This window comes from Streptomyces sp. NBC_00353 (assembly GCF_036108815.1).
In the GTDB taxonomy this organism is placed as follows: Bacteria; Actinomycetota; Actinomycetes; order Streptomycetales; family Streptomycetaceae; genus Streptomyces.
The window spans coordinates 2,252,696-2,276,709 of sequence record NZ_CP107985.1; the positions used below are offsets into that span (position 1 = coordinate 2,252,696).

Below are 24,014 nucleotides of genomic sequence, written 5' to 3' on the forward strand. Positions count from 1 at the left end.
CAAAACATCCCATTCCGGACACGCCGCCCGCTCTCCCGAGTGCGGAGGACCGCCTACGGGCGGTGCACCCAGGCAATATCGCCCCACTTGCCACGAATCAGCACCGGTACAGCTTACGTTGTACAACGCCCAGGCATACGCCAGGGTGTAGCGCGCATTACAACAACGCTGCGTTCTCCGCCAACCTTCCCCGCGTGCAAGGAAATTGACGTCATCCGGCGGGAGGAGATCTTCCCCGGGCGTGCGCCGACGCGGCGCGCGCCCCCACGGCGTCCACGGTCCGGACACGGCAGCGGCCTCTGCCGGAGTGCTCCGGCAGAGGCCGCTGCGGTGTCGGAGAGCGGTGGGGGTGCTACTTCCCGGTCTCCCGCTCGTACGCCTTGAGGACCTCGTCGGTGGGGCCGTCCATCAGCAGCTCGCCCTTTTCCAGCCACAGCACCCGGTCGCAGGTGTCCCTGATGGACTTGTTGCTGTGGCTGACCAGGAAGACCGTGCCCGCTTCCTTGCGCAGCTCGCGGATGCGCTTCTCGGAGCGGATCTGGAACTTGCGGTCGCCGGTGGCCAGCGCCTCGTCGATCATGAGGACGTCGTGCTTCTTGGCAGCGGCGATGGAGAAGCGCAGCCGGGCGGCCATACCGGAGGAGTACGTCCGCATCGGCAGGGTGATGAAGTCGCCCTTCTCGTTGATGCCCGAGAAGTCGACGATCCCCTGGTAGCGCTCGCGGATCTCCTCGCGCGTCATACCCATCGCGAGCCCGCCCAGCACCACGTTCCGCTCGCCGGTCAGGTCGCTCATCAGCGCCGCGTTCACACCGAGCAGCGACGGCTGGCCGTCCGTGTACACCTTGCCGTGCTCGGTCGGCAACAGACCGGCGATGGCCCGCAGCAGGGTCGACTTGCCGGAGCCGTTGGAGCCGATGAGGCCAATGGCCTCGCCCCGGTAGGCGGTGAAGGAGACGCCGCGTACGGCGTGCACCTTCCGGACTCCGCGCGCCTCGCCCTTGCCGCGGCGCAGTATCCGGCTCAGCGCCGCGGTGGCACTGCCCTTGCCCCCGCCGCCGGCGTTGACCCGGTACACGATGTGCACATCGTCGGCGATGACGGTGGGGACGCGCCCCGAAGTGTTGTCCTCAGCCACGGCCGTACCGTTCCTCTGCCTTCCAGAAGTACACAAAGCCCGCGACGCCGATGAAGGCCGCCCAGGCGAGCCCGACGATCCACACGTGCGGCGGCAGGTTCTCGGAGCCGTACCCATCGATCAGCGCGAAGCGGATCAGGTCCATGTAGATGGCCGCCGGGTTGTACTGCAGCACCCTGCCGATCCACTCCGGCTTGTCCTGGAGCATCACCGGGATGGAGAACATGACACCGGACGCGTACATCCAGGTGCGCATGACGAACGGCATCAGCTGGGCCAGGTCCGGGGTCTTGCTGCCGAGCCTGGCCATGATCAGGGCGAGACCGGTGTTGAAGACGAACTGCATGACCAGCGCGGGAACGATCAGCAGCCAGGACAGCGACGGATAGCTGCCGAAGCCGACCACCACGACCGCCATCACGATCATCGAGTACAACAGCTGCTGGAGCTGTTGCAGCGAGAACGAGATGGGCAGCGAGGCGCGCGGGAAATGCAGTGCGCGCACCAGTCCGAGGTTTCCGGAGATCGCCCGTACGCCCGCCATCACCGAGCTCTGGGTAAAGGTGAAGACAAAGACGCCCGTCACCAGGAAGGGGATGAAGACCTCCTGAGGCATTCCCTTCCTCGTGCCCAGAATCAGCCCGAAGATCAAGAAGTAGACCAGGGCGTTGAGCAGCGGCGTTGCCACCTGCCACAGCTGGCCGAGCTTGGCCTGGCTGTACTGGGCGGTCAGCTTCGCCCGGGAGAACGCCATGATGAAGTGGCGGCGCCCCCAGAGCTGCTGCACGTACTCGAACAGCCCGGGCCGGGCTCCGCTCACCGTCAGGCCGTACTTTCCGGCCCTCTCGGCGGCGCTCAGGCCGTCGTCGGCGGATGGCGCGGTGCTCAGCGCGACCGCACCATCATGGGTTGTGTCACTCACCAGATGAAACTCTCGTATTCAAGATGCGCAGCCAGTCGCGGGCGCGGTTCAGGCGGACAGGTCCCGTAAAGAAAAAATACGCCTCATGCTCTCAGAGGAGAGCCTCTCAGATCACGGGAGGTCGGCCGAGTCTGGTCAGCCGCCATACCGTACGCCACTTCATCGGACGGCGCGGTCCGCAGGACTTCGCCCAGCCTTCCCGGAAGCCGCCGAACCACGCTTTGAGGGCGGGGCCCGAGGGCTTGCGGAGCAGGGTCAGCAGCAGCCAGACGCCGAGGTAGACCGGCACCAGTGGTGCGGGCAGATTGCGGCGTGCCAGCCAGACCCGGTTACGGGCCACCATGCGATGGTAAACCGCGTGCCGCGACGGAGCAGTGGTCGGATGGTTGAGGACCATGTCGGCGCGGTAGTCGATCATCCAGCCGGCGTCCAGTGCCCGCCAGGCGAGATCGGTCTCCTCGTGCGCGTAGAAGAAGTCGCCCGGCAGCCCGCCGACCTCGGCGAGGACCCGGGTCCGGACGGCATTGGCGCCGCCGAGGAAGGTCGTCACCCGCGACGAGCGCATCGGGTCGGCGGCGCGCAGCCGTGGGACGTGCCGGCGCTGGGTGACACCGGTGTCCGGGTCGGCGATCCGGAAGCTGATGATCCCCAGCTTCGGGTCCTGCTCGAACGCCTGCCGGCACAGCTCGGCGGTGTCGGTCAGCGGCAGCAGTCCGTCGTCGTCGAGGAAGAGCAGGGCGTCGACGTCGGCGCCGGACGGGCCGAAGGCCTCGATTCCGACGTTGCGGCCGCCGGGGATGCCCAGGTTCTCGGGGAGCTCGACCGTCCGGACGCCGGCGGGAACGTCCGGGACGGGGGCGCCGTTGCCGACGACCACCGTCTCGATCCGGTCGCCGTCCTGCTTGGCGACCGAATCGAGGAGGGCGCGCAGCTCGTCAGGACGGTTTCCCATCGTGATGATGACCGCGCCGAGCTTCATGGGGGTGCTCACTTCAGCCTGCTCGATGCCAGGACCGACACGAGGTGGAGCAGGGTCTGCAGCAGGGCGATGCCGGCCAGGACCGCTATCGCGAGGCGGCTGAAGAAGAGATCGTCCCTGACCGAGTCCAGAACGGCCGCGACCAGAATCACCAGTGACGCCTCGACGCACAGGATCAGCCGGTGGAACTTGAGCGCACCGGCGGCCCGGCGGGCGAGCGCCATGCCGGACGAGCGCGGCTCGGACGCGGCCTCCTTGACCGGCGGCAGCCCGCCCTGGTGACGTGCGACCCCGACGAGGTCGGTCTCCGCCTTGATCAGGATGGCGCCCAGGGCCGCGAGCGTACCCAGGAAGGCCCAGAGCCAGTCGATCCGTCCGCTGCCCCACAGGTCGGCGGCGCGCAGGCCGAAGCCGACCAGCACGGCCGCGTCGCAGAGATAGGCACCGACACGGTCCAGGTAGACGCCGCCCAGGGAGAACTGTTGCTTCCAGCGCGCCAGCTCGCCGTCGACGCAGTCGAGCAGCAGGTAGAGCTGGACCATGAGAACCCCGAGCAGCGCGCCGGGGATACCCGGGACGAGCAGGGCCGGAGCGGCGAGCACGCCGGCGACGGTCATCAGGTAGGTCAGCTGGTTGGGTGTCACCCTGGTGTTCACCAGATACCGGTCCACACGCAGTGAGAGCTCACGCATGTAGAGCCGGCCCGCCCAGTGTTCGCCGCTGCGCCGGTCCTTGACGCCCGGAGGGTGAACGACCGGACGGAGTTCAGCTACGGATGGTCTTGGCATAGTCGGCGTACGCGTCCCTGATCTGGTCGGTGGACAGGTTGAGGTGTTCCAGGATCGTGAAGCGTCCCGGGCGCGTCTGCGGGGCGTAGTCGACGGCCTGGACGAACTCGTCGGCGGTGAAGCCGATCTCGTCGGGCAGGACCGGCAGCCCGTGGCGGCGCAGGGCGGCCGCCATGAGCAGCGACTCGTCCCGCGCGCCCCGCAGGTGCATGGCGAAGCAGGCGCCGAGGCCGACCTGTTCGCCGTGGCTGGCGGCGCGCTTGGGATACAGCAGATCGAAGGCGTGGTTGATCTCGTGGCAGGCGCCGGAGGCCGGCCGGGAGTCCCCCGCGACCGACATGGAGATGCCGGTCAGCACCAGGCCCTCGGCCAGCACCTTCAGGAATGAGTCGTCGCCGACCCCGCCGGGGTGGCGCAGCACGGCCTCGCCGGCCTGCCGGGCCATGGCCGCGGCGAGTCCGTCGATCTCCTCGCCGTTGACCTTGTGGGCGAGTTCCCAGTCGGCCACGCACGAGATGTTGGAGACCGCGTCGCCGATGCCGGAGCGCACATAGCGGGTGGGCGCCTCACGGATGATGTCGAGGTCGATGACGACGGCGATCGGGGTGGGGACGCCGTACGAGCCCCGGCCGTTGTCGTTGTCCAGGGTCGCGACCGGCGAGCAGAGACCGTCGTGCGAGAGGTTCGTCGCGACCGCGACCATCGGCATGCCGACGCGCGCCGCGGCGTACTTCGCCACGTCGATGATCTTGCCGCCGCCGAGGCCGACCACCGCGTCGTACCGGTCGCCCTTGATGTCGTCGGCGAGCTTGACCGCCGAGTCGATCGTGCCGTCGGCGACCTGGAACCAGTGGGCGCCGGGCAGCGCCGGGGCGAGCCGCTCACGCAGCGCCAGGCCGGAACCGCCGCTGATCGCGACGGCGAGCTTGCCGGAGGCGGAGATCCGCTGGTCGGCGAGGAGGGCCGCCAGATCGTCCAGGGCTCCGCGCCGGATGTCGACGACGACCGGCGACGGAATGAGCCGGCTCAGTACTGGCATGCGATCTCACGGCCCTTCGCGAGGTCGTCATGGTTGTCGATCTCGACCCACGTCACGTCGCCGATGGCGGCCACGTCGACGGTGAAGCCGCGGTTGACGAGCTCCTGGTAGCCGTCCTCGTAGTACAGGTCGGGGTCGCGCTCGAACGTCGCCTTCAGGGCGTCGGCCAGCTCTGCGGCGGCCTCGGGCTCGATCAGGGTGACGCCGATGTACTCGCCGGTCGCGGTGGCCGGGTCCATCAGCTTGGTGATGCGCCGCACGCCCTTGTCGCCGTCGGTGATGACCTTCATCTCCTCGTCGGCGAGGTTCTTCACCGTGTCGAGGGCGAGGATGATCTTCTGGCCGTTGCCGCGGGCGGCGAGGAGCGTCTTCTCGACGGAGACCGGGTGCACGGTGTCGCCGTTGGCGAGGATCACGCCTCGTGCGAGCACGTCACGGGCGCACCACAGGGAGTAGGCGTTGTTCCACTCCTCGGCCTTGTCGTTGTCGACGAGGGTGAGCGTCAGACCGTACTTCGCCTCGAGCGCAGCCTTGCGCTCGTAGACGGCCTCCTTGCGGTAGCCGACGACGATCGCGACCTCGGTGAGGCCGATCTCCGCGAAGTTGGCCAGCGTGAGGTCGAGCACGGTCTTCTCGCCGTCGACCGGCACGAGGGCCTTCGGAAGCGTGTCGGTGTAGGGGCGCAGACGCCGTCCGGCACCGGCTGCGAGTACGAGGCCGATCATGCGGGTTCTCCTTCGTCGTGAACGGCAGGTGCTCCGGAGGAGACCCAGAAACGGATGGACTCGACAAGCACCACCAGTGCCACGGCCACTGCGAGAGCGGTGAGTGCCACGGTGAAGCCTGAATGCTGAGTGAATACGGCGGCGAGTACGGCCACCACCAAGGTCCGGCCCTCGTGCCCACCGATCGTCCGCACCAGCCACTGGGGCGGCGCGCCGGTGCCCCCGCGAATGCGGTACACCGTGTCGTAGTGATGGTAGGCAACGGCCGAAATCAGCCCGAAAGCCGCAGGAAGTGCTTGATCGACATCGCTGCGTGCGGCCAGAGCAAGGATCGTGCAGTACTCCGCCGCCCTGAATATCGGGGGTACGAGCCAGTCGAGTGCGCCCTTGAGCGGGCGGGCCACGGCGACGCCTGAGCAGACCGCGTAGAAGACCGCGGCGACGATCATCTGCCGGCTGCCGAACGGCTGCGTCAGGGCGGCGGCGACCAGGGCGAGCGCGCCGACGAGGGCTGCCGCCGGTGCGGCCCAGCCGCTCCCGATACGGGGTCCCCGCGCCGCCACGAACTGGGCCAGCGGCCCGGAGTCCGCGAGGTCGGCGAGCGCCCCGGCGGCCCGGTCGGTGCGCTGCGCCTTGCGGGTCAGCGAACGCAGCAGGCGGCCGGCGGTGGTGTAGCAGGCCGCGACGGCGCACCCGACCAGCAGGGCGTAGAAGACGATCCGCGGGGTGGACACCGCGGTCAGCACGGCGATCATCGCCCACCGCTCACCGATCGGCAGCACTATCATCCGGCGCAGCCAGACCGTCCAGCCGACACTGTCGAGCTTGTCGGAGAGCGCTGCCGTCGGGCTCGAATTGGCGACCGCGTCGTGGTTGGCCTCGTTGAACGAGAAGTCGACGACATGGCGGCAGGTCTGCAGCACCATCGCGCCGAGCGCGAGCGCCCACACGTCGTCGCCGTTGCGGGCGGCGCCGAGGGCGAGTCCCGCGTAGTACGCGTACTCCTTGGCCCGGTCGAACGTGGCGTCCAGCCAGGCGCCCATCGTCGAGTACTGCAGCGAGTAACGGGCGAGCTGCCCGTCGGTGCAGTCCAGGACGAACGAGAAGAGCAGCAGCAGCCCTGCGGCGATGTAACCGCCGCGGCTGCCGGTGGCCGCGCAGCCCGCCGCGATCAGCGCGGTGAGCAGGGAGGCGGTGGTGACCTGGTTCGGGGTGAGGCCGCGGCGCGCGCACCAGCGCGCGATGTAGCGCGAGTACGGGCTGATGAAGAACGTGGTGAAGAAGCCGTCGCGGGCCTTCACGGCGCTGCGCAGCCGTACCGCCTCGTCGTCGACCGCGGCCACGGCGGACTGCGCGGTGGCGCGGGCGGCCTGGTCGGCGGGGACGGCGGCGACGAGCGAGCCGAGCTCGGGCCGCTGCACGGCGGTGCCCTCGGCCTCCAGTGCGACGGCGATGCGGCCGGGCACGGTGCGGTCGGTGACGTGCACGGTGTCCGCGCCGCCGGCCCGTCCCACAGGGATGCCCGCGCCGACTGCCGCAGCGGTGCTGCGCAGGGCCTGGACGAGCGCGGCACGCACCTCAGGCTGCGCGGTGAGTGCACCGGGCACGGTGACGGCGGGGAAGCGGGGGTCGGTCAGTCCGAGCCGGAGGGCGTGGACATGCCCGACGAAGCGGGGGTCGACCAGGGCGACACGGGCGTCGGCGGGAGCCGCGGCGAGCAGCTCCGCGGCTTCGGTGACATCAGCGGCGGCCTGTACGTCGAAGCCCAGTGACCTCAGATCGTCCTCGAGCGACGACCCGGGTACCGGCGCACCGGTGAGAATGGCGGTCGACAGACGAACTCACTCCTTGGTGCTGACAGGGTCGGCGCGCGACAGTGCGGCCCGGATGCGGGCCGGCGGCACGTCGGCAGAGGCTATCTGATGAACGGAAGTGGGAGTTCACCGCCCGTTTATGTTCCGTTCGGGGTGGGCCGCCATCATGCGGCGCCGCGCGCGATCATCATCGTCGATCCCTGCCTTGCCCGACAAACCGCGGTGGCCACGGCCCCGGCCTCGGCCGATGACCGCGGTGGCATGGACCTAGGGTGACAGACATGACATGGCTGATCACAGGCGGAGCGGGATATATCGGGGCACATGTGGTGCGTGCCATGACGGGCGCCGGGGAGCGGGTGGTCGTCCTGGACGACCTCTCCACCGGCATTCCCGAGCGGCTCCCGGCCGATGTACCGCTGGTCCGCGGCTCGGCCGCCGACCGCACACTGCTCGACCGGGTGCTCGCCGAGCACGGCGTGACCGGTGTGGTGCATCTCGCAGCGAAGAAGCAGGTCGGAGAGTCCGTCGAGAAGCCGCTGCTCTACTACCGGGAGAACGTCTCGGGGCTCGCGGTTCTGCTCGAGGCCGTCGTCGCGGCCGGTGTGCAGCGCTTCGTCTTCTCCTCCTCGGCCGCGGTGTACGGCGTACCGGACGCGGAGCTGATCGCCGAGGAGACCCCCTGCACCCCGATCAATCCGTACGGTGAGACGAAGCTCGCCGGGGAATGGCTGGTCCGGGCGGCCGGGAAGGCGCACTCCCTGTCCACCGGCTGTCTGCGCTACTTCAATGTGGCGGGAGCGGCCGAACCGGAACTGTCGGACACCGGCGTCTTCAATGTCATTCCGATGTTCTTCGACCGGCTGACCCGCGGCGAGGCCCCGCGGATCTTCGGCGACGACTATCCGACGCCGGACGGCACCTGCATCCGCGACTACATCCATGTCGCCGACCTCGCCGACGCCCATCTCGCGGTGGCCCGCAGGCTGAGCGAGCGGGGCGCTCCCGCGGACCTGACCGTGAACATCGGCCGCGGCGAGGGCGTCTCGGTGCGCGAGCTCGCCGATCTGGTGGGCGAGATCACCGGCCACCACATCAAGCCGGAGACCGAGCCGCGCCGGCCCGGCGACGCGGCCAGGGCCGTCGCCTCCGCCATGCGGATGTCCGAGGAACTGGGCTGGACGGCCCGGCGCGGGGTGCGGGAGATGGTCGAGTCGGCCTGGGAGGGCTGGTGCCTGCGCCACCCCCAGGCACTCGGCACATGACCCGCGCATGATCGCCCAACTGCTCTGACCTGCGACCGTTTCCGCAGGTCAGAGCAGTTGACAACGGTGTTCAGTACCGTGTTGCCGGATACCCCCCACCCGTAGTTCACTGGCCTTCTCGGGCCAGTACGGGCCCGGGTCCGCGAAACGACCGGAGGCGTCCCCATGGGGGCTGGGCACGATCACGGGCACACACACGGCGGGCCGCCGCCGACCGGTACCGCGGCCGCCGCGTACAAGGGGCGGCTGCGGGTCGCGCTCTGCATCACGCTCACGGTGATGGTCCTGGAGATCGTCGGCGGTCTGCTCTCGGACTCGCTGGCGCTGATCGCCGACGCCGCCCATATGGCGACCGACGCACTGGGACTCAGCATGGCGCTGCTGGCGATCCACTTCGCCAACAAGCCGGCCGGACTCAACCTAACCTTCGGCTACGCCCGGGCGGAGATCCTCGCCGCCCTGGCCAACTGTCTGCTGCTGCTCGGGGTCGGCGGCTATCTGCTGTTCGAAGCGGTCGAGCGCTTCATCACACCGACCGAGACCCGGGGCGGCCTGACGATCGTGTTCGCGCTGGTCGGCCTCGTCGCCAACATGATCTCCCTGTCGCTGCTGGTGCGCGGACAGAAGGAGAGCCTCAATGTGCGCGGCGCCTATCTGGAGGTGCTGGCGGACGCGCTCGGCTCGGTCACCGTGCTGGTCTCGGCGAGCATCATCCTGGCCACCGGCTGGCAGGCCGCCGACCCGATCGCCTCGCTGCTGATCGGCCTGATGATCGTGCCCCGCACGGTGAAGCTGCTCCGGGAGACACTCAACGTGCTGCTGGAGTCGGCCCCGAAGGGTGTCGACATGGGAGAGGTACGGGCCCACATCACCGCCCTGCCCGGAGTGCTGGACGTCCACGACCTGCACGCCTGGACCATCACCTCGGGCATGCCGGTGCTCTCCGCCCATGTGGTGGTGCACCAGGAACTACTCGACTCGGTGGGGCACGAGAAGCTGCTGCACGAACTGCAGGGCTGCCTCGGCGTCCACTTCGATGTCGAGCACTGCACATTCCAGCTCGAACCCATCGGTCATGCGGAGCACGAGGCCAAGCTCTGTCACTGAACGGCCCCTGGGGGGACGGGTGTAGGGTCCCCCCAGGGGCATTCGAGCCTCGCCCGTGTCTGAGAGAGGAGCTGAGGTTGATGACCGTCGCGACGGCGCCTGCCCGGCGCAGCATCCGGTCCTTCTTCAGCTCCCGGGTTCCCGGCTAGCACCCCGACTCACGCCGAGTCGCGACGTTGGCCGGAGCCCTCTCACTCAAGGGTTTCCCACGTTGACCGACAACGACCACGCCGTTCGTGACGATCACGCCGTTCGTTACGAGGCGTTCTTCTCCCTGCACCACAACCTGCCCCGGCAGAGCCCCGGCTCCGACGCCACCACCCGGCAGATGCTCGCCCTCACCGGCCCGCTGCCGCACCGTCCGCGCGTCCTCGATCTGGGCTGCGGCCCCGGCAGGGCCGCACTGCTGCTCGCCGCCGAGGCGGGTGCCGAAGTGACAGCCGTCGACACCCACCAGCCGTTCCTCGACGAGCTGCGGGTGGCTGCCGAGGCGCGCGGGCTCGGCGACCGGATCCGTACCGTCCGGGCCGATATGGGCAAGCTCTCCGGCCCCGGCACACCGGACCTCCCGGACGGGTCGTTCGATCTCGTCTGGGCCGAGGGGTCCGCGTACATCATCGGCTTCGACACCGCGCTGCGGGACTGGAAGCGGCTGCTCGCCCCGGGGGGCTCAGTGGTCCTCAGTCACTGCGTCTGGACGACGGACGAGCCGTCGGACGAGGCGCGCGCCTTCTGGGACCAGGACGGCCCGATGCTCCCGGTGGCCGCGCAGACCGCGGCGGCCCTCGCGGCCGGCTATCACGTCCTCGGGGTGCGGGTGCAGCCCGACAGCGACTGGGACGAGTACTACGTGCCGCTCGCCCGGCATGTCGAAGCCGCGGATCCTTCGGCGCCCGGCATGGCGTGGGCGGTCGCGTCCACCCGTGCGGAACTGGCCATGCGCCGCGACCACGGCAGGGAGTACGGCTACGCCGCGTACGCCCTGCGTCCCGCCGACCCCCGCTGGACCACCCGGCCGGAGACGGCGTCGGAGATCGAGGCCGTGCACGCGGTCAACGCCGCCGCGTTCCCGACACCGGACGAGGCCCGTCTCGTCGACGCGCTGCGGACCGATCCGGAGGCCTGGCTGCCCGGCCTGTCGTACGTCGCACAGGACGGGGCGGACGGTGACATCGCCGCGTACGCGCTGCTGACCCGGTGCCGGGTCGGTGACGTGCCGGCGCTGGCGCTGGCACCCGTGGCGACCGTCCCGGACCGGCAGCGCGAGGGGGCGGGTCAGGCGGTGGTGCGGGCCGTGCTGGATGAGGCCCGGCTGCGGGGCGAACGGCTCGTGCTGGTGCTCGGGCATCCCGAGTACTACCCGAGGTTCGGCTTCGTACCGGCTTCCCGGTACGGGATCCGTCCGGGCTTCGACGTACCGGACGAGGCGATGATGGCGCTGGTGCTCGACGATTCCACGCCGGTGCCGCAGGGCATGATCCAGTATCCGGCGGCATTCGGGGTCTGAAGCGTGGTCCGGTCCCACCGCATCCGTACAGTGCGGTGGGGCCGGACATGCCAGGACCCGAAGTACGGACAAGCCGCTTTTGTACGGCAGACTTGAGCAGACTCGAGGGGACCGGCGCACGGTGCCGGGGACCATAGCGAAGGATGGGTATGCCGACCACACCAGCCACCGCGGCGAACAGCTCGTCGAACGGCGCAGCAGAAGCGATCATGCTCGAACTGGTCGACGAGAACGGCACCACCATCGGCACTGCGGAGAAGCTCGCCGCCCACCAGGCACCCGGTCAACTGCACCGCGCGTTCTCCGTGTTCCTCTTCGACGAGCAGGGCCGGCTGCTGCTGCAGCGTCGTGCGCTCGGCAAGTACCACTCCCCCGGTGTCTGGTCGAACACCTGCTGCGGTCACCCGTATCCGGGCGAGGCGCCCTTCGCCGCTGCCGCCCGGCGTACGTACGAGGAGCTCGGGATCTCGCCGTCGTTGCTTGCCGAGGCCGGCACCGTCCGCTACAACCACCCCGACCCGGCATCCGGGCTGGTGGAGCAGGAGTTCAACCACCTTTTCGTCGGGCTGGCACAGGCACAGCTGCAGCCGGACCCGGAGGAAATCGGCGAGACGGCGTTCGTGGCCGCCGACGAGCTGGCGAAGCGGCATGACGAGGCGCCGTTCTCGGCCTGGTTCATGACGGTGCTCGATGCGGCGCGCCCGGCGATCCGGGAGCTGACCGGCCCGTCCGCGGGCTGGTAGCAGCAGACCGGCGGGACGGGGTCGGCGGCACGGGCCACGGCGGGTACGGGCGGTCAGAGCTTCGCGCTCAGCGGCAGCGCCGCCCAGATGATCTTGCCGCCGGCGGCGGTGTGCTCGACGTCGCAGGTGCCGCCCGCTTCGAGCGTGATCTCCCGGACCAGCAGCAGCCCGCGCCCACCGGTCTGCGCGTAGTCCGTCTCCAGGGCCGTCGGCCGGTACGGATGGTTGTCCTCCACGGACACCCTGACCCATTCGGCGCCGACGGCCACCTCCACGGCGAGCTCCGGGGAGAGCAGCGCGGCGTGCTTCACCGCGTTGGTGACCAGCTCGGAAACGATGAGCAGCAGGCCCTGGGCGATGTCCTCGTCCATCGGCACGCCCTGGCGGTTCAACAGATCGCGTACGGCGTGCCTGGCCTGCGGTACGGAGACGTCGACGGCAGGCGCGGTGAAGCGCCAGACCCCTTCGTACGACACGGGCCGGGCCGGGACACTCCCGCGGCTCTCCATAGTTCCGGCACCCGCTCTCCACTCGTTGGTCACTGCACGTCGAGTACAGAGTGCGGGGAGTGGTTGGTCCGGACCGTACTACTGAACAAAAGTCGACCCTTATCGACAGAATTTGATCGATCAAGTAGGACGACGTCACTTCTCAGACTGTTTCTGATCTTCTTCTACGGCTTGTCCGGCAGCTCCTCGGTCACCGTCCGATCCGAGGCCAACGAGACGATGCGGCGGCCGCCCACCCCGATCGCGATCAGGCCGAGACCGTCGAAGAGCAGCGCGAGCGAGAAGAACAGGCCGAGCACATAGAGGCTGCTGTGCGGCCAGTCGAAGAGCACGAGCAGCCCGAGCAGCAGGCCGAAGGCGCCCTGCAGCAGCGTCCAGCCGAACTGCGGTCCGCGCACCACGACACTCCCCACCAACCGGAACACCCCACCGGTCAGGAAGAGCAGCGCGGCGAACATGGTGAGCGCCTCGGCCGTGCCGTGCGGATGACGGATCACGACGACTCCGGCAGCGATGTTCAGCGCGGCGACCACGACACCCAGCCAGAAGTAGTTGGTGCCGCGCGACTGGATCGCGTGGAGCAGACCGACCAGGCCGCCGATCAGCAGCAGCCAGCCGAAGAGGATCATCGAAGTGAGGGTCGCGACTCCGGTGTAGACGAGGCCGACCAGGCCCGCCACGACGAGAAGGGCACCGAGCAGGGCGAGCAGGCCGAAACTGCGGCTCAGCTTCCTGCTCCGGACTGCGGGATCGGCCATCCGACAGCTCCTCACGGTGCGTGCCTGCTTCGCGACCCCTTCTTGATCATAGGTTCGAACAGTACGGATAGCATCCGGCGCATGGACCGTGAGGAACCGCAGCTGAAGCACACCGTCGCGGACGGCGTCGCCACCGTCGTGATCAGCAACCCGGCCAAGCGCAACGCGATGACGGCCGCGATGTGGCAGGCGCTGCCCGCACTGCTGGAGCGGCTGGCCGCCGACCCCGCCGTGCGCGCCCTGGTCCTGACCGGCGCCGGGGACACCTTCTGTGCGGGTGCGGACATCTCCTCGCTCCGGAACCGGGCGGGCGATCCTGACTACGATCCGCAGGCGCTCGCCGTGGCGGCCGAGGGGGCTCTGGCGGCCTTTCCCCGGCCGACGCTCGCCGCCGTGCGCGGCTTCTGCGTGGGCGGCGGCAGCCAGCTGGCGGCCGCCTGCGATCTGCGGTTCGCCGAGGAGGGCGCGTCCTTCGGCGTCACCCCGGCCAAGCTGGGGATCGTCTATGCCGCGTCGTCCACCCGGCGGCTGGTCGCGCTGATCGGCCCCGCCGCGGCAAAGCATCTGCTGTTCTCCGGCGAGCTGATCGGGACGGAGCGCGCGCTGCGGACCGGTCTGGTGGACGAGGTGCTGCCGGCCGGTGAGCTGGACAAGCGGGTGGAGTCGTACGTACGGATCCTGGCCTCGCGCTCGCAGCTGACGCAGGCGGCGGCGAAGGAGTTCGCCGCGGGACGTGAGGACCGGGACGCGTACTGGGCGGAGCAGGCGCGCCGCAGCGGCGACACCGCGGAGGGTGTCGCCGCCTTTCTGGAGCGGCGGGCACCGCGCTTCACCTGGACGACCTGAGCGTCGGACCGGGACAGCCCTCAGCGGAGGATGAAGCGGCTCTTGGCGCGGAATTCCTCGACGAGCGCGGCCGGCGCCTTCTCCGGTGACCCCGCGTCGTACGGCGGCTGGGGGTCGTACTCCGTCAGCAGCTGTACGGCCTGGGCGTGCTCGTCGCCTGCGATCCGGCCGAGCAGGGTGAGCCCCATGTCGATGCCGGACGATACGCCGGCGGCCGTGACGTACTTGCCGTCGATGACGACGCGCTCGCCGGTCGGCTCGGCGCCGAACGTCTTCAGGACATCCAGGGCGAGCCAGTGCGAGGTGGCCCGCCGCCCCTCCAGCAGACCGGCCGCGGCGAGCAGCAGCGAGCCGGTGCAGACGGAGGTCGTCCAGGTGCTGCCGGCATCGGCGGCGCGCAGCCAGCCGAGCAGCGTCTCGTTCTCCATCTGGGCGCTCTGGCCGGGGCCGCCGGGGACGATCACCAGATCCGGGGCGGGTACGTCGGCGAGGGTCCGCTCGGCGACGAGCGCGAGGCTGCCGCTGTCGTTGCGCACGGGGCCGGTCCGCTCGGCGACGAAGACGGTCTCGGCGCCGGGGGTGCGGGAGAGGATTTCGTAGGGGCCGACGGCGTCGAGTGCCGTGAAGCGGTCGAAGAGGACGATGGCGATCTGCATGGCAAGCCTTTCAGCTGGTGCTGGTCACGGGCTGGGGACGGAACCGCCGCCGGTACTCGGCGGGCGCGGTGCCGAGGGTCTTGATGAAGGCGCGGCGCATCCCCTCCGGGGTGCCGTACCCGCAGGCGTGAGCGATCTGGGCGACCCCGTCGGTGGTGTCCTCCAGGAGCCGCCGGGCGTGTTCGAGCCGGACACGGTCGACATACCGGCCCGGTGTCTGCCCCGTCTCGGCCTGGAAGGCGCGGGCGAAGTGGCGGGGCGAGAGGCGGGCGCGGGCGGCGAGCGCCTCGACGGAGAGGTCGTCACCGGGGTGCCCGGTGATCCAGTGCTGGACCTCGCGCAGTGGTTCGCGGCAGGCGATCTGCGAGGTGAGCTGCGCACTGAACTGGGCCTGGTTGCCCGGCCGCCGCAGAAAGACGACGAGGTGCCGGGCGACGGTGAGCGCGATCTGCCTGCCGAAGTCCTCCTCGACGAGAGCGAGGGAGAGATCGATGCCCGCGGTGACACCGGCGGACGTGGCCAGCTTCCCGTCGCGTACGAAGATCGGGTCCGGATCGACCTCGACGGCCGGATAGCTGCGGGCGAGGTGCTCGGCGACCACCCAGTGCGTGGTCACCCGGTGCCCGTCCAGCAGTCCGGCCTCCGCGAGCAGCAGGGCTCCGGTGCAGACCGAGACGAGCCGCTCGGCGTGCGGGGCGTGCACCCGCAGCCAGTCGACGAGTGCCGGGGCGGGAGTACGGGTGCCCTGGCCGCCGGGGACGAGGAGGGTGTGGGGCGGTTCCGCGTCGGCGAGGCTGCCGTCCGGTACGAGAGTCAGTCCGACGCTCGTGCGGACCGGTGCGCCGTCCAGTGAGGCGGTACGCAGGTCGTACGTGACGTCCGGGAAGCGGGCAGCCCCCGCGAAGACCTCCATGGGCCCGGTCACATCGAGGCTCTGGACGCCGTCGAAGAGGACGACGAGTACGGATCGCTGCGTCATGTCGTCCATCCTTGTAGGGCGCGAAGATGGCCGCAATGACGAATAACCCACCTTTCCTGCCATCCGGGATCCGTGCGGACCGGACCTCGCCCCCCGGGGTTCCGTCACGTACCGACCAGTCGGTAACGTGCGGGCATGAGTACTCTGCCGCCGCTCGCCGGACGCCGCTGCCACAACGCCGTCAACCCGCTGCACTCGACGGTCTACTTCTCCCCCGACCTCGGCAAGGAGCTCGGAGAGCTCGGCATCGACGACTCGAATGCCGCCTACTTCGCCGCACGCGGGGCGGCGCTGGGAGCTGTCGGACCGGGCACCGTCACCGCGACCTTCTACAACTTCAACCACGAGCTCGTCGCCCGGCACCTGCCCGCGGTGTGGTCCGTCGCCTCACCGGAGGCGGTCCTGGACGCCCGGCTGCGCGCCGTCGACACGACGCTGCGCCGGCTGCTCGGCCCGGAGATCATCGACTCCCCCGAACTGGCGGAGGCGGCGGAGCTGGCGCTGCGCGCCGCCGAGGCGTGCACCCGACACGCCCGGCCGTTGTACGCCGCCCACGCCGATCTGCCCGTGCCCGAGCAGCCGCACCTGGCGTACTGGCATGCCGCGACACTGCTGCGCGAACACCGCGGCGACGGCCATCTCGCCGCGCTCCTCGCCGCCGGTCTCGACCCGGTCGAGGCCCTGGCCAGCCACACCGCGACCGGCAAGGGCATGTCGCCTCGCTGGGTTCTCGCCACCCGCGGCTGGCGCCGCACCGACTGGGAGGACGCGACCGAGCGGCTGCGCGGCCGTGGACTGCTCGACAGCGAGGGCGAGTTGACCCAGGCCGGCGTGGCGCTGCGCGCGGAGCTGGAGGACGTCACCGACCGGATGGACGCGGCACCGTACGAGCATCTCGGCGCGGAGGGCGTGGCGCGGCTGACCGAGCTGGCGCGCGGGTTCCTGTTCACGGCGGCTTCGGAGGGTGCGTTCCCGGCCGATCTGATCGGCAAGGGCTGAGCCGCCGACCGGTCGACAAACGGGGTGGTCGGGCGACACGGCGCCCGACCACGCGGCACAATGCTGGCGAAGGAGCCACGGCGTGCCCTGGCCCCCGGTAAGCACAGCCAGTACGAGAAGGCGAGTCGGTAGAAACCGTGACGACGTCCATCGAAGGCAGGATCGCCGAGGAGCTCGGCGTACGCGAGCGGCAGGTGAAGGCGGCCGTCGAGCTGCTCGACGGCGGGTCGACCGTGCCGTTCATCGCGCGCTACCGCAAGGAAGCGACCGAGATGCTCGACGACGCGCAGCTGCGCACGCTCGAGGAGCGGTTGCGGTATCTGCGGGAGCTGGAGGACCGGCGTACCGCGATCCTCGACTCCGTTCGCGAGCAGGGCAAGCTGGACGAGGCCCTGGAGGCGCAGATCCGGGCGGCCGACACCAAGGCCCGTCTTGAGGACATTTATCTGCCGTTCAAGCCGAAGCGGCGGACGAAGGCGCAGATCGCCCGGGAGGCTGGGCTCGAGCCGCTCGCCGACGGGCTGCTGGCCGACCCGTCGGTCGAGCCGCTCGCCGCGGCGGCTGCCTTCGTGGACGCCGACAAGGGCGTCGCGGACGGGGCGGCGGCGCTGGAGGGCGCCCGCGCGATCCTGGCCGAGCGCTTCTCGGAGGACGCGGATCTGATCGGCGAGCTGCGCGAGCGCATGTGGTCCCGCGGGCGGCTGGCGGCGAAGGTGCGGGACGGCAAGGAGGAGGCCGGCGCGAAGTTCGCCGACTACTTCGACTTCGCCGAGCCGTTCACCGCGCTGCCCTCGCACCGGGTGCTCGCGATGCTGCGGGGCGAGAAGGAGGACGTTCTCGACCTGGTCCTGGAGCCGGAGGAGCCGTCGGCCGAGCCGGGCCCGTCGACGTACGAGAACATGGTCGCCCGCCGCTTCGGCGTGGCCGACCGCGGCCGCCCCGGCGACAAATGGCTGGGCGACACCGTGCGCTGGGCGTGGCGGACCCGGATCCTCGTCCATCTCGGGATCGATCTGCGGCTGCGGCTGCGTACGGCGGCGGAGGACGAGGCGGTACGGGTCTTCGCGTCGAACCTGCGCGATCTGCTGCTCGCCGCGCCGGCCGGGACGCGGGCCACGCTGGGGCTCGACCCCGGCTTCCGTACCGGGGTGAAGGTCGCGGTCGTCGATGCGACGGGCAAGGTCGTGGCGACGGACGTGATCTACCCGCACGTCCCGGCGAACAAGTGGGACGAGTCGCTGGCCAAGCTGGAGCGGCTGGCGAGGGAGCACTCCGTCGACCTGATCGCGATCGGCAACGGCACCGCGTCCCGCGAGACGGACAAGCTCGCCGGTGAGCTGTGCGACAAACACCCGGAGCTGAAGCTCACCAAGGTGATGGTGTCCGAGGCGGGCGCCTCGGTCTACTCGGCCTCGGCCTTCGCCTCGCAGGAACTCCCCGACATGGACGTGTCGTTGCGCGGCGCGGTGTCCATCGCTCGGCGCCTGCAGGATCCGCTGGCCGAACTGGTGAAGATCGACCCGAAGTCGATCGGTGTCGGCCAGTACCAGCACGATCTGTCCGAGGTGAAGCTGTCGCGTTCGCTGGACGCGGTTGTCGAGGACTGTGTGAACGGCGTCGGTGTCGACGTCAACACCGCGTCGGCGCCGCTGCTCTCACGGGTCTCGGGCATCGGCTCCGGCCTCGCGGAGAACATCGTCGCGCACCGGGACGCGAACGGCCCCTTCCGGTCCCGGAGGGCGCTGAAGGATGTGGCGCGGCTCGGTCCGAAGGCGTACGAGCAGTGCGCGGGCTTCCTCCGGATCCGGGGCGACGACCCGCTGGACGCGTCGAGCGTGCACCCTGAGGCGTACCCGGTGGTGCGGGCGATGGTGAAGAGGACGGGCAGTGACGTCGCTTCGCTGATCGGCAACACGGGAGTGTTGCGGTCGCTGCGGGCCGACGACTTCGTGGACGAGAAATTCGGTCTGCCGACGGTCACGGACATCCTGAAGGAGCTGGAGAAGCCGGGGCGCGACCCGCGGCCGGCGTTCAAGACCGCGACCTTCAAGGAGGGCGTCGAGAAGATCGGCGATCTGGTGTCCGGGATGGTGCTGGAAGGGGTTGTCACGAACGTTGCCGCGTTCGGGGCGTTCGTGGACATCGGCGTCCACCAGGACGGTCTGGTGCACGTATCGGCGATGTCGAAGACCTTTGTGAAGGACCCTCGGGATGTGGTGAAGCCGGGCGACATCGTGAAGGTCAAGGTGATGGACGTCGACATCCCGCGGAAGCGGATCTCGCTGACGCTGCGGTTGGACGACGAGGCGTCGGCGGGGGCGGCGCCTCAGGGCGGCGGCGCGAAGCGGGAGCGGGCCGAGCGGGGCGGTCAGGGTGGCCGGCCGCCGCGGCAGCGGCAGGGCCAGAGCCAGGGCGGTCAGGACCGCGAGCGGCGTGGTGGCGGTGCCTCTGCCCGTCCGGCGCCGGCGCCGGTGAACAGTGCGATGGCGGATGCGCTGCGGCGGGCGGGACTGGCGGATCCGAAGCAGGGCGGGAAGAAGCGCTGACGACGGCGCGGGTGGGGGCGCTCCGCCGAGCGGGGCTGCCCCCACCCCGCCCCTTCCCGAAACCGGGTCTCTGACGCCGGACGGGCTGAAGGTGTCCGTCCGGGGAAAGCCCAGCCCGTCCGGCGACATCATCCGGGCGTCGCCGGCGATTGAGACCCGGAGCCGGGGCGGAGCCCCGGAAGGCCGTCAGGCCTCGGTCACCCTGCCCGCCGCCACCTCGACGCGCCTCGTCGTCCGCACCGCCTCCAGCATCCGCCGGTCATGCGTGACCAGCAGCAACGTCCCGGTGTACGAGTCGAGCGCCGATTCCAGCTGCTCGATCGCGGGCAGGTCGAGGTGGTTCGTGGGCTCGTCCAGGACCAGGAGGTTCACGCCCCGACCCTGGAGGAGGGCCAGTGCCGCGCGGGTGCGTTCGCCCGGGGAGAGCGTCGTCGCGGGGCGCATCACATGGTCCGCGCGCAGCCCGAACTTGGCGAGCAGCGTGCGGACTTCGGCGGGTTCGGTGTCCGGGACGGCCGCGCAGAACGCCTCCAGCAGCGACTCCGAGCCGTGGAACAGCTTCCGGGCCTGGTCCACCTCGCCGACCACCACGCCCGAGCCGAGCGTCGCATGGCCCGAGTCCAGCGGGAGGCGGCCGAGCAGCGCCGCGAGGAGGGTGGACTTACCGGCTCCGTTGGCGCCGGTGATCGCCACCCGGTCCGCCCAGTCGATCTGCAGCGACGCCGGACCGAACGCGAAATCGCCGCGTACGACCTGTGCGTCACGCAGTGTCGCGACGACCGAACCGGAACGCGGGGCCGTCGCGATCTCCATCCGCAGTTCCCATTCCTTGCGCGGTTCGTCGACGACATCGAGCCGTTCGATCATGCGCTGGGTCTGCCGGGCCTTCGCGGCCTGCTTCTCGCTCGCCTCGCTGCGGAACTTGCGGCCGATCTTGTCGGAGTCGGTGGCCTTGCGGCGGGCGTTCTTGACGCCCTTGTCCATCCAGCCGCGCTGCATCTGCGCCCGCCCCTCGAGGGCGGAGCGCTTGTCGGCGTACTCCTCGAACTCCTCGCGGGCGTGCCGGCGGGCGCGGTCGCGCTCCTCCAGGTACGCCGCGTAACCGCCGCCGTACAGGTTGATCTGCTGCTGGGCGAGGTCGAGTTCGAGGACCTTGGTGACCGTGCGCATCAGGAACTCGCGGTCGTGGCTGATCACAACCGTGCCTGCGCGCAGCCCGGAGACGTAGCGCTCCAGGCGCTCCAGGCCGTCCAGGTCGAGGTCGTTGGTGGGCTCGTCGAGCAGGAAGATGTCGTACCGCGACAGGAGCAGCGAGGCGAGTCCGGCGCGGGCGGCCTGGCCGCCGGAGAGTGCGGTCATCGGCAGGTCGAGGCCGACGGTCAGACCGAGGTCGGCGGCGATCTCCTCGGCACGCTCGTCCAGGTCGGCGCCGCCGAGGGACAGCCAGCGTTCGAGGGTGTCGGAGTACGCGTCGTCGGCGCCCGGCGCCTCGTCGACCAGGGCCTGCGTCGCGGCGTCCATCGCCGCCTGGGCGTCGGCGACACCGGTCCGGCGGGCGAGGAACTCCCGCACGGTCTCGTCCGGGCGCCGCTCCGGCTCCTGCGGGAGGTGGCCGACGGTGGCGGTGGGCGGGGAGAGCCGCAGCTCGCCCTCCTCCGGCCGGTCGAGTCCGGCGAGCAGCCGGAGCAGCGACGATTTTCCGGCTCCGTTGACTCCGACGAGACCGATCACGTCGCCGGGCGCGACGACGAGGTCGAGCCCGGCGAAGAGTGTGCGGTCGCCGTGTCCGGCGGCGAGGTCCTTGGCGACGAGAGTGGCAGTCATCAGGGTCCCGATCCTAATCGGCGCCCGGCCTCGCCCTCGACGGGTGTCAGAGCAGGCCGGCCAGTCGGTAGAGGGCGAGAGATCCTGCCACGGCAACGTTCAGGCTGGCGCCGGTGCCGATCATCGGGATCTCGACGCAGGTGTCGAGGAGATCCAGGGCCTCGGGAGGGATGCCCTGCTGTTCGTGGCCGAGGACCATCACGGTCGGTTCGCGGGCCGCGGGAAGGTCGGCGAGGCGGATCGCCTCGTCAGCCAGTTCGACACCGACGATCCGCAGACCGCGCTCGCGCTGTTTCTGCAGCCAGCCGAGGGGATCGCCGGTCCAGTGGGTGCAGAGAGGTTTGCGGAGGGTGTTGCCGCGGGCCAGGGCCTCGGGCACCCACGGGTGGCGGGGCACGGTGAGGCAGGCGCCGACGGCGTCACAGGTGCGGGCCAGGGTGCCGAGATTCGCGCCGTGCAGCGGCCAGAGCGGAGCGGCGTAGAGGTGGTCCCAGCAGGAATGTGCGCGCGGGCGCCGGGTGCGGCGGAGTTCCGTGCGGGTACGGGTACGGATCGCGGGCCCGCTCCGGTCGCCGCTCATCGCGGCTCGGAGGCGGACCTCCCGGACGAGTGGTGGTGCGTACGAGGCATCGTGTGCGGCGATTGGCGGCTCGCCGGGGCCATCGACTTCCAGCTCAGTGGTGCACCATCGGTGCGACCAGCACGCTCCCCATGGTGCGCGCCACGATGAAGGATTGCCCCTTCACCGCCCGTGCGTCCAGTGGAATTCGGTGCTCGCCCGGTTCCAGGACGCCGTCGAAGACCTCCTGGGTGTGGGTGCGGTACAGCCGGTCGAGGCGGTACGCGACGAGGCTGACCCGGCAGGACGAGGTGACGTGGACTCCGGCCGTGCCGTCCGCCGCCGCCAGCCGGACCAGACGGCGCTGGGCGGGTGCGCTGCGGTCCAGGGCATGTTCGATCTGGGCGACCAGCACGGGGATGACCGGGGCGAGGCCGTCGACGTAGGCGACGTCCGCACCGGCCCGGGTGAATGCCCGCCGCACGGCGGCGCGTTCGTCTTCGGTGATCGCACGGCCGAAGGCCACAGCGCGGTAGCCGCGGAGCTCGTCGGGCGCCACCTGGGCGACGTCGGCGGTGATGTCGGCGCCGATCCCGATGGCGCGGAGTGCGGCGGCGAGCTTGGCGAGTACGGCGACGCGGGCGCCGATCAGTAGGACGCGGCGCCCGGCGGGCACGTCCGGCCCCGGCTCGGAGCCCTCCGCCGGCACGGGCGGAAGCAGTCGTTCCAGTTCCTGCCGGTACTGGAAGCCGTCGAAGCGGAACGGCCCTATGCCGTGGTAGCCGCTCTGCTCCAGGTCGACGGTCTCGTACGTCTGCCAGGCGAAGTCGCGCCAGACGATGTCGGTGCCGTCGCGTTCGATGACAGCGGTGACCGCCCCGCATTCGAGGCTCTCGCACTCGGGGCAGCCGTAGATCACGTAGCGCCCGTCGGCGAGCGGGGCTTCCACTTCGAGGAGCAGGCGCCGCACGTGCGTGGTGAAGATCGCGGGCGGTACGTCGGAGGCGAGCGGGGACACGGCGTCGAGGTCGGTGAGCTGGAACAGCAGCGGGCGGCCGTCGACGATGAAGTCCATGAAGTCCCGGTGCACCTGATAGTCGCCATGGGCGAGGACTCCACCGGCTCGCATCGCCGGCGCAAGGCCGAAGGTCGCGTACTCGGCAGACATGACCCGAGTATTCCCGGCTCGGACCTCTTGTGAGCACGGCATCGGGCATTCCGTTAGCGTCCCCGTGAGCAGCGCATGGGCCGATGGGACGGGCGGGGCAGAAGTGTCGGACGTGATCGTGGTGGGCGGCGGGGTCAGCGGACTGACCACGGCGCTGGTGCTGGTCGAGCGCGGTCACCGGGTGCGGGTCTGGTCCCGGGAGCCGGCGATGGCGACCGCATCGGCCGTGGCGGGCGCGTTGTGGTGGCCTTACCGGATCGAGCCGGCGGAGCTGGTCGGTGACTGGTCACTGACGTCGCTGCGGAGGTACGAGAAGCTGGCCGGGCGCTCGGAGGAGACCGGTGTACGGCTGGTCACCGGCCTGCACCGGGGCGAGCGGCTCGCCGTGCTCGGGCCGTGGGCGGGGCAGCTGAAGGACCTGGTGGAGGTGGCGGACGGGCTGCGGGCCCGGCTGCCGCTGATCGACATGCCGGTGTACCTGGGGTGGTTGGAGCGGCGGCTCGGGGCGGCAGGGGTTGCGGTCGAGCAGCGCGCGGTCACCGCGTTCGACGAAGCGGCGGCGGAGGCCACGGCGGTGGTCGACTGCACCGGTCTCGGGGCCCGGGAACTGGTCCCGGATGCCGGGGTGCGAGCGGTGCGCGGCCAGTTGGTACTGGTGGAGAACCCGGGGATCGAGGAGTGGTTCACCGAGGCGGACCCGGCGTCGGAGGCGACCACGTACTACTTCCCGCAGCCCGGGCGGCTGATCCTCGGCGGCACGGCCGAGGTGGACAACTGGAGCACGGTGCCCGATCCCGGTACGGCCGGGGAGATCGTGGCCCGGTGTGCCCGGATCCGGCCGGAGATCGCTCGGGCGCGGATCATCGGGCACGTGGCGGGGCTGCGTCCGGCCCGCGACGCGGGTGTCCGGATCGAGGCCGAACCGCTGCCGGGCGGGGGGCGGTTGATCCACAACTACGGGCACGGTGGCGCGGGGGTGACGGTTGCCTGGGGCTGCGCGGAGACAGCGGCCCGGTTGGTGGGCTGAGCCGCCGGGTGCGGGGGCTCGGGCCCCGTTGTGTCCTCAATCGCACGGCCGCCACGCGCCGGTGACGACGCCCGTGCCGGTCCTGGGGCGGGTCGCCGGGCAGATCCGCCGTTACC

The 24,014-nt window shown here is 70.6% G+C and carries 22 protein-coding genes; 8 read left to right on the forward strand and 14 right to left on the reverse strand.

Annotation, left to right across the window (positions count from 1 at the left end; genetic code table 11):
• Nucleotides 1–352 precede the first annotated feature (352 nt).
• From OHA88_RS10580 to OHA88_RS10610, 7 genes are all read right to left on the reverse strand, one after another.
• The gene (locus tag OHA88_RS10580) at nt 353–1,138 is read right to left on the reverse strand and encodes an ABC transporter ATP-binding protein (protein ID WP_313940238.1); all 786 of its coding nucleotides are present in this window, start codon (nt 1,136–1,138) and stop codon (nt 353–355) included.
• On the reverse strand, nt 1,131–2,060 hold the full coding sequence (locus OHA88_RS10585; RefSeq protein WP_328625275.1) for an ABC transporter permease: 930 nt from the start codon (nt 2,058–2,060) through the stop codon (nt 1,131–1,133). The genes OHA88_RS10580 and OHA88_RS10585 overlap by 8 nt, the downstream gene beginning before the upstream one ends.
• A 106-nt stretch (nt 2,061–2,166) precedes the next feature.
• Nucleotides 2,167–3,051, reverse strand: coding sequence for a glycosyltransferase family 2 protein (locus tag OHA88_RS10590; RefSeq protein ID WP_266999621.1), 885 nt, complete (start codon nt 3,049–3,051; stop codon nt 2,167–2,169).
• Complete coding sequence (locus OHA88_RS10595) at nt 3,048–3,827, reverse strand: CDP-alcohol phosphatidyltransferase family protein (RefSeq protein WP_326606810.1); 780 nt, start codon at nt 3,825–3,827, stop codon at nt 3,048–3,050. Before OHA88_RS10595 ends, OHA88_RS10590 begins: the two co-directional genes overlap by 4 nt.
• Nucleotides 3,805–4,866: an iron-containing alcohol dehydrogenase family protein gene (locus tag OHA88_RS10600; protein WP_266999625.1), complete on the reverse strand. Its 1,062-nt coding sequence runs from the start codon at nt 4,864–4,866 to the stop codon at nt 3,805–3,807. The genes OHA88_RS10595 and OHA88_RS10600 overlap by 23 nt, the downstream gene beginning before the upstream one ends.
• Nucleotides 4,854–5,591 carry a phosphocholine cytidylyltransferase family protein gene (locus tag OHA88_RS10605; RefSeq protein ID WP_266999627.1) on the reverse strand — a complete coding sequence of 246 codons (738 nt, stop codon included), beginning with the start codon at nt 5,589–5,591 and terminating at the stop codon, nt 4,854–4,856. Before OHA88_RS10605 ends, OHA88_RS10600 begins: the two co-directional genes overlap by 13 nt.
• Entirely contained in the window at nt 5,588–7,198 is a 1,611-nt protein-coding gene (locus OHA88_RS10610) for a DUF5941 domain-containing protein (protein WP_328625276.1), read from the reverse strand. The genes OHA88_RS10605 and OHA88_RS10610 overlap by 4 nt, the downstream gene beginning before the upstream one ends.
• 488 nt (nt 7,199–7,686) lie before the next feature.
• Here OHA88_RS10610 and galE point away from each other — a divergent pair, with 488 nt between their 5' ends.
• The 4 genes from galE to idi all read left to right on the forward strand — a co-directional run bounded on the left by galE (nt 7,687) and on the right by idi (nt 12,027).
• Nucleotides 7,687–8,670, forward strand: coding sequence for a UDP-glucose 4-epimerase GalE (galE, locus tag OHA88_RS10615; RefSeq protein WP_328625277.1), 984 nt, complete (start codon nt 7,687–7,689; stop codon nt 8,668–8,670).
• Nucleotides 8,671–8,835: 165 nt separating this feature from the next.
• Nucleotides 8,836–9,777 carry a cation diffusion facilitator family transporter gene (locus OHA88_RS10620; protein WP_328625278.1) on the forward strand — a complete coding sequence of 314 codons (942 nt, stop codon included), beginning with the start codon at nt 8,836–8,838 and terminating at the stop codon, nt 9,775–9,777.
• 211 nt (nt 9,778–9,988) lie between these two features.
• The gene (locus tag OHA88_RS10625) at nt 9,989–11,284 is read left to right on the forward strand and encodes a bifunctional class I SAM-dependent methyltransferase/N-acetyltransferase (RefSeq protein WP_328625279.1); all 1,296 of its coding nucleotides are present in this window, start codon (nt 9,989–9,991) and stop codon (nt 11,282–11,284) included.
• 149 nt (nt 11,285–11,433) lie between these two features.
• Nucleotides 11,434–12,027 carry an isopentenyl-diphosphate Delta-isomerase gene (gene idi / locus OHA88_RS10630; protein WP_328625280.1) on the forward strand — a complete coding sequence of 198 codons (594 nt, stop codon included), beginning with the start codon at nt 11,434–11,436 and terminating at the stop codon, nt 12,025–12,027.
• Nucleotides 12,028–12,080: 53 nt separating this feature from the next.
• On the opposite strand, the gene OHA88_RS10635 is transcribed toward idi, so the two are convergent.
• Nucleotides 12,081–12,536 carry an ATP-binding protein gene (locus OHA88_RS10635; RefSeq protein WP_030979770.1) on the reverse strand — a complete coding sequence of 152 codons (456 nt, stop codon included), beginning with the start codon at nt 12,534–12,536 and terminating at the stop codon, nt 12,081–12,083.
• 164 nt (nt 12,537–12,700) lie between these two features.
• The gene (locus tag OHA88_RS10640; protein ID WP_328625281.1) at nt 12,701–13,294 is read right to left on the reverse strand and encodes an HdeD family acid-resistance protein; all 594 of its coding nucleotides are present in this window, start codon (nt 13,292–13,294) and stop codon (nt 12,701–12,703) included.
• A gap of 81 nt (nt 13,295–13,375) precedes the next feature.
• Here OHA88_RS10640 and OHA88_RS10645 point away from each other — a divergent pair, with 81 nt between their 5' ends.
• Nucleotides 13,376–14,140: an enoyl-CoA hydratase/isomerase family protein gene (locus OHA88_RS10645; protein ID WP_328625282.1), complete on the forward strand. Its 765-nt coding sequence runs from the start codon at nt 13,376–13,378 to the stop codon at nt 14,138–14,140.
• Nucleotides 14,141–14,160: 20 nt separating this feature from the next.
• On the opposite strand, the gene OHA88_RS10650 is transcribed toward OHA88_RS10645, so the two are convergent.
• Both OHA88_RS10650 and OHA88_RS10655 read right to left on the reverse strand, forming a co-directional pair.
• Nucleotides 14,161–14,796 (reverse strand): DJ-1/PfpI family protein, encoded by a 636-nt coding sequence (locus OHA88_RS10650; RefSeq protein ID WP_328625283.1) that lies wholly within the window; start codon nt 14,794–14,796, stop codon nt 14,161–14,163.
• A gap of 10 nt (nt 14,797–14,806) precedes the next feature.
• Nucleotides 14,807–15,775: a GlxA family transcriptional regulator gene (locus OHA88_RS10655; protein WP_328625284.1), complete on the reverse strand. Its 969-nt coding sequence runs from the start codon at nt 15,773–15,775 to the stop codon at nt 14,807–14,809.
• 135 nt (nt 15,776–15,910) lie between these two features.
• Between OHA88_RS10655 and OHA88_RS10660 the strand changes: the two genes are divergently transcribed.
• Complete coding sequence (locus OHA88_RS10660; RefSeq protein WP_328625285.1) at nt 15,911–16,774, forward strand: SCO6745 family protein; 864 nt, start codon at nt 15,911–15,913, stop codon at nt 16,772–16,774.
• Between the two features lie 137 nt (nt 16,775–16,911).
• A complete protein-coding gene (locus tag OHA88_RS10665) occupies nt 16,912–19,320 on the forward strand; it encodes a Tex family protein (RefSeq protein WP_328625286.1) in 2,409 nt (802 codons plus the stop codon).
• A gap of 186 nt (nt 19,321–19,506) precedes the next feature.
• Here OHA88_RS10665 and OHA88_RS10670 read toward each other — a convergent pair whose 3' ends face one another.
• The 3 genes from OHA88_RS10670 to OHA88_RS10680 form a co-directional block, all read right to left on the reverse strand.
• Nucleotides 19,507–21,144: an ABC-F family ATP-binding cassette domain-containing protein gene (locus OHA88_RS10670; RefSeq protein ID WP_328625287.1), complete on the reverse strand. Its 1,638-nt coding sequence runs from the start codon at nt 21,142–21,144 to the stop codon at nt 19,507–19,509.
• Nucleotides 21,145–21,190: 46 nt separating this feature from the next.
• Nucleotides 21,191–21,724: a TrmH family RNA methyltransferase gene (locus OHA88_RS10675; protein ID WP_030930134.1), complete on the reverse strand. Its 534-nt coding sequence runs from the start codon at nt 21,722–21,724 to the stop codon at nt 21,191–21,193.
• A 94-nt stretch (nt 21,725–21,818) separates the two neighbouring features.
• Nucleotides 21,819–22,871, reverse strand: a complete 1,053-nt coding sequence (locus OHA88_RS10680; RefSeq protein ID WP_328625288.1) for an oxidoreductase — start codon at nt 22,869–22,871, stop codon at nt 21,819–21,821.
• A gap of 103 nt (nt 22,872–22,974) precedes the next feature.
• On the opposite strand from OHA88_RS10680, the gene OHA88_RS10685 reads away from it, so the two are divergent.
• Nucleotides 22,975–23,898: an NAD(P)/FAD-dependent oxidoreductase gene (locus OHA88_RS10685; RefSeq protein ID WP_328629647.1), complete on the forward strand. Its 924-nt coding sequence runs from the start codon at nt 22,975–22,977 to the stop codon at nt 23,896–23,898.
• Nucleotides 23,899–24,014 lie beyond the last annotated feature (116 nt).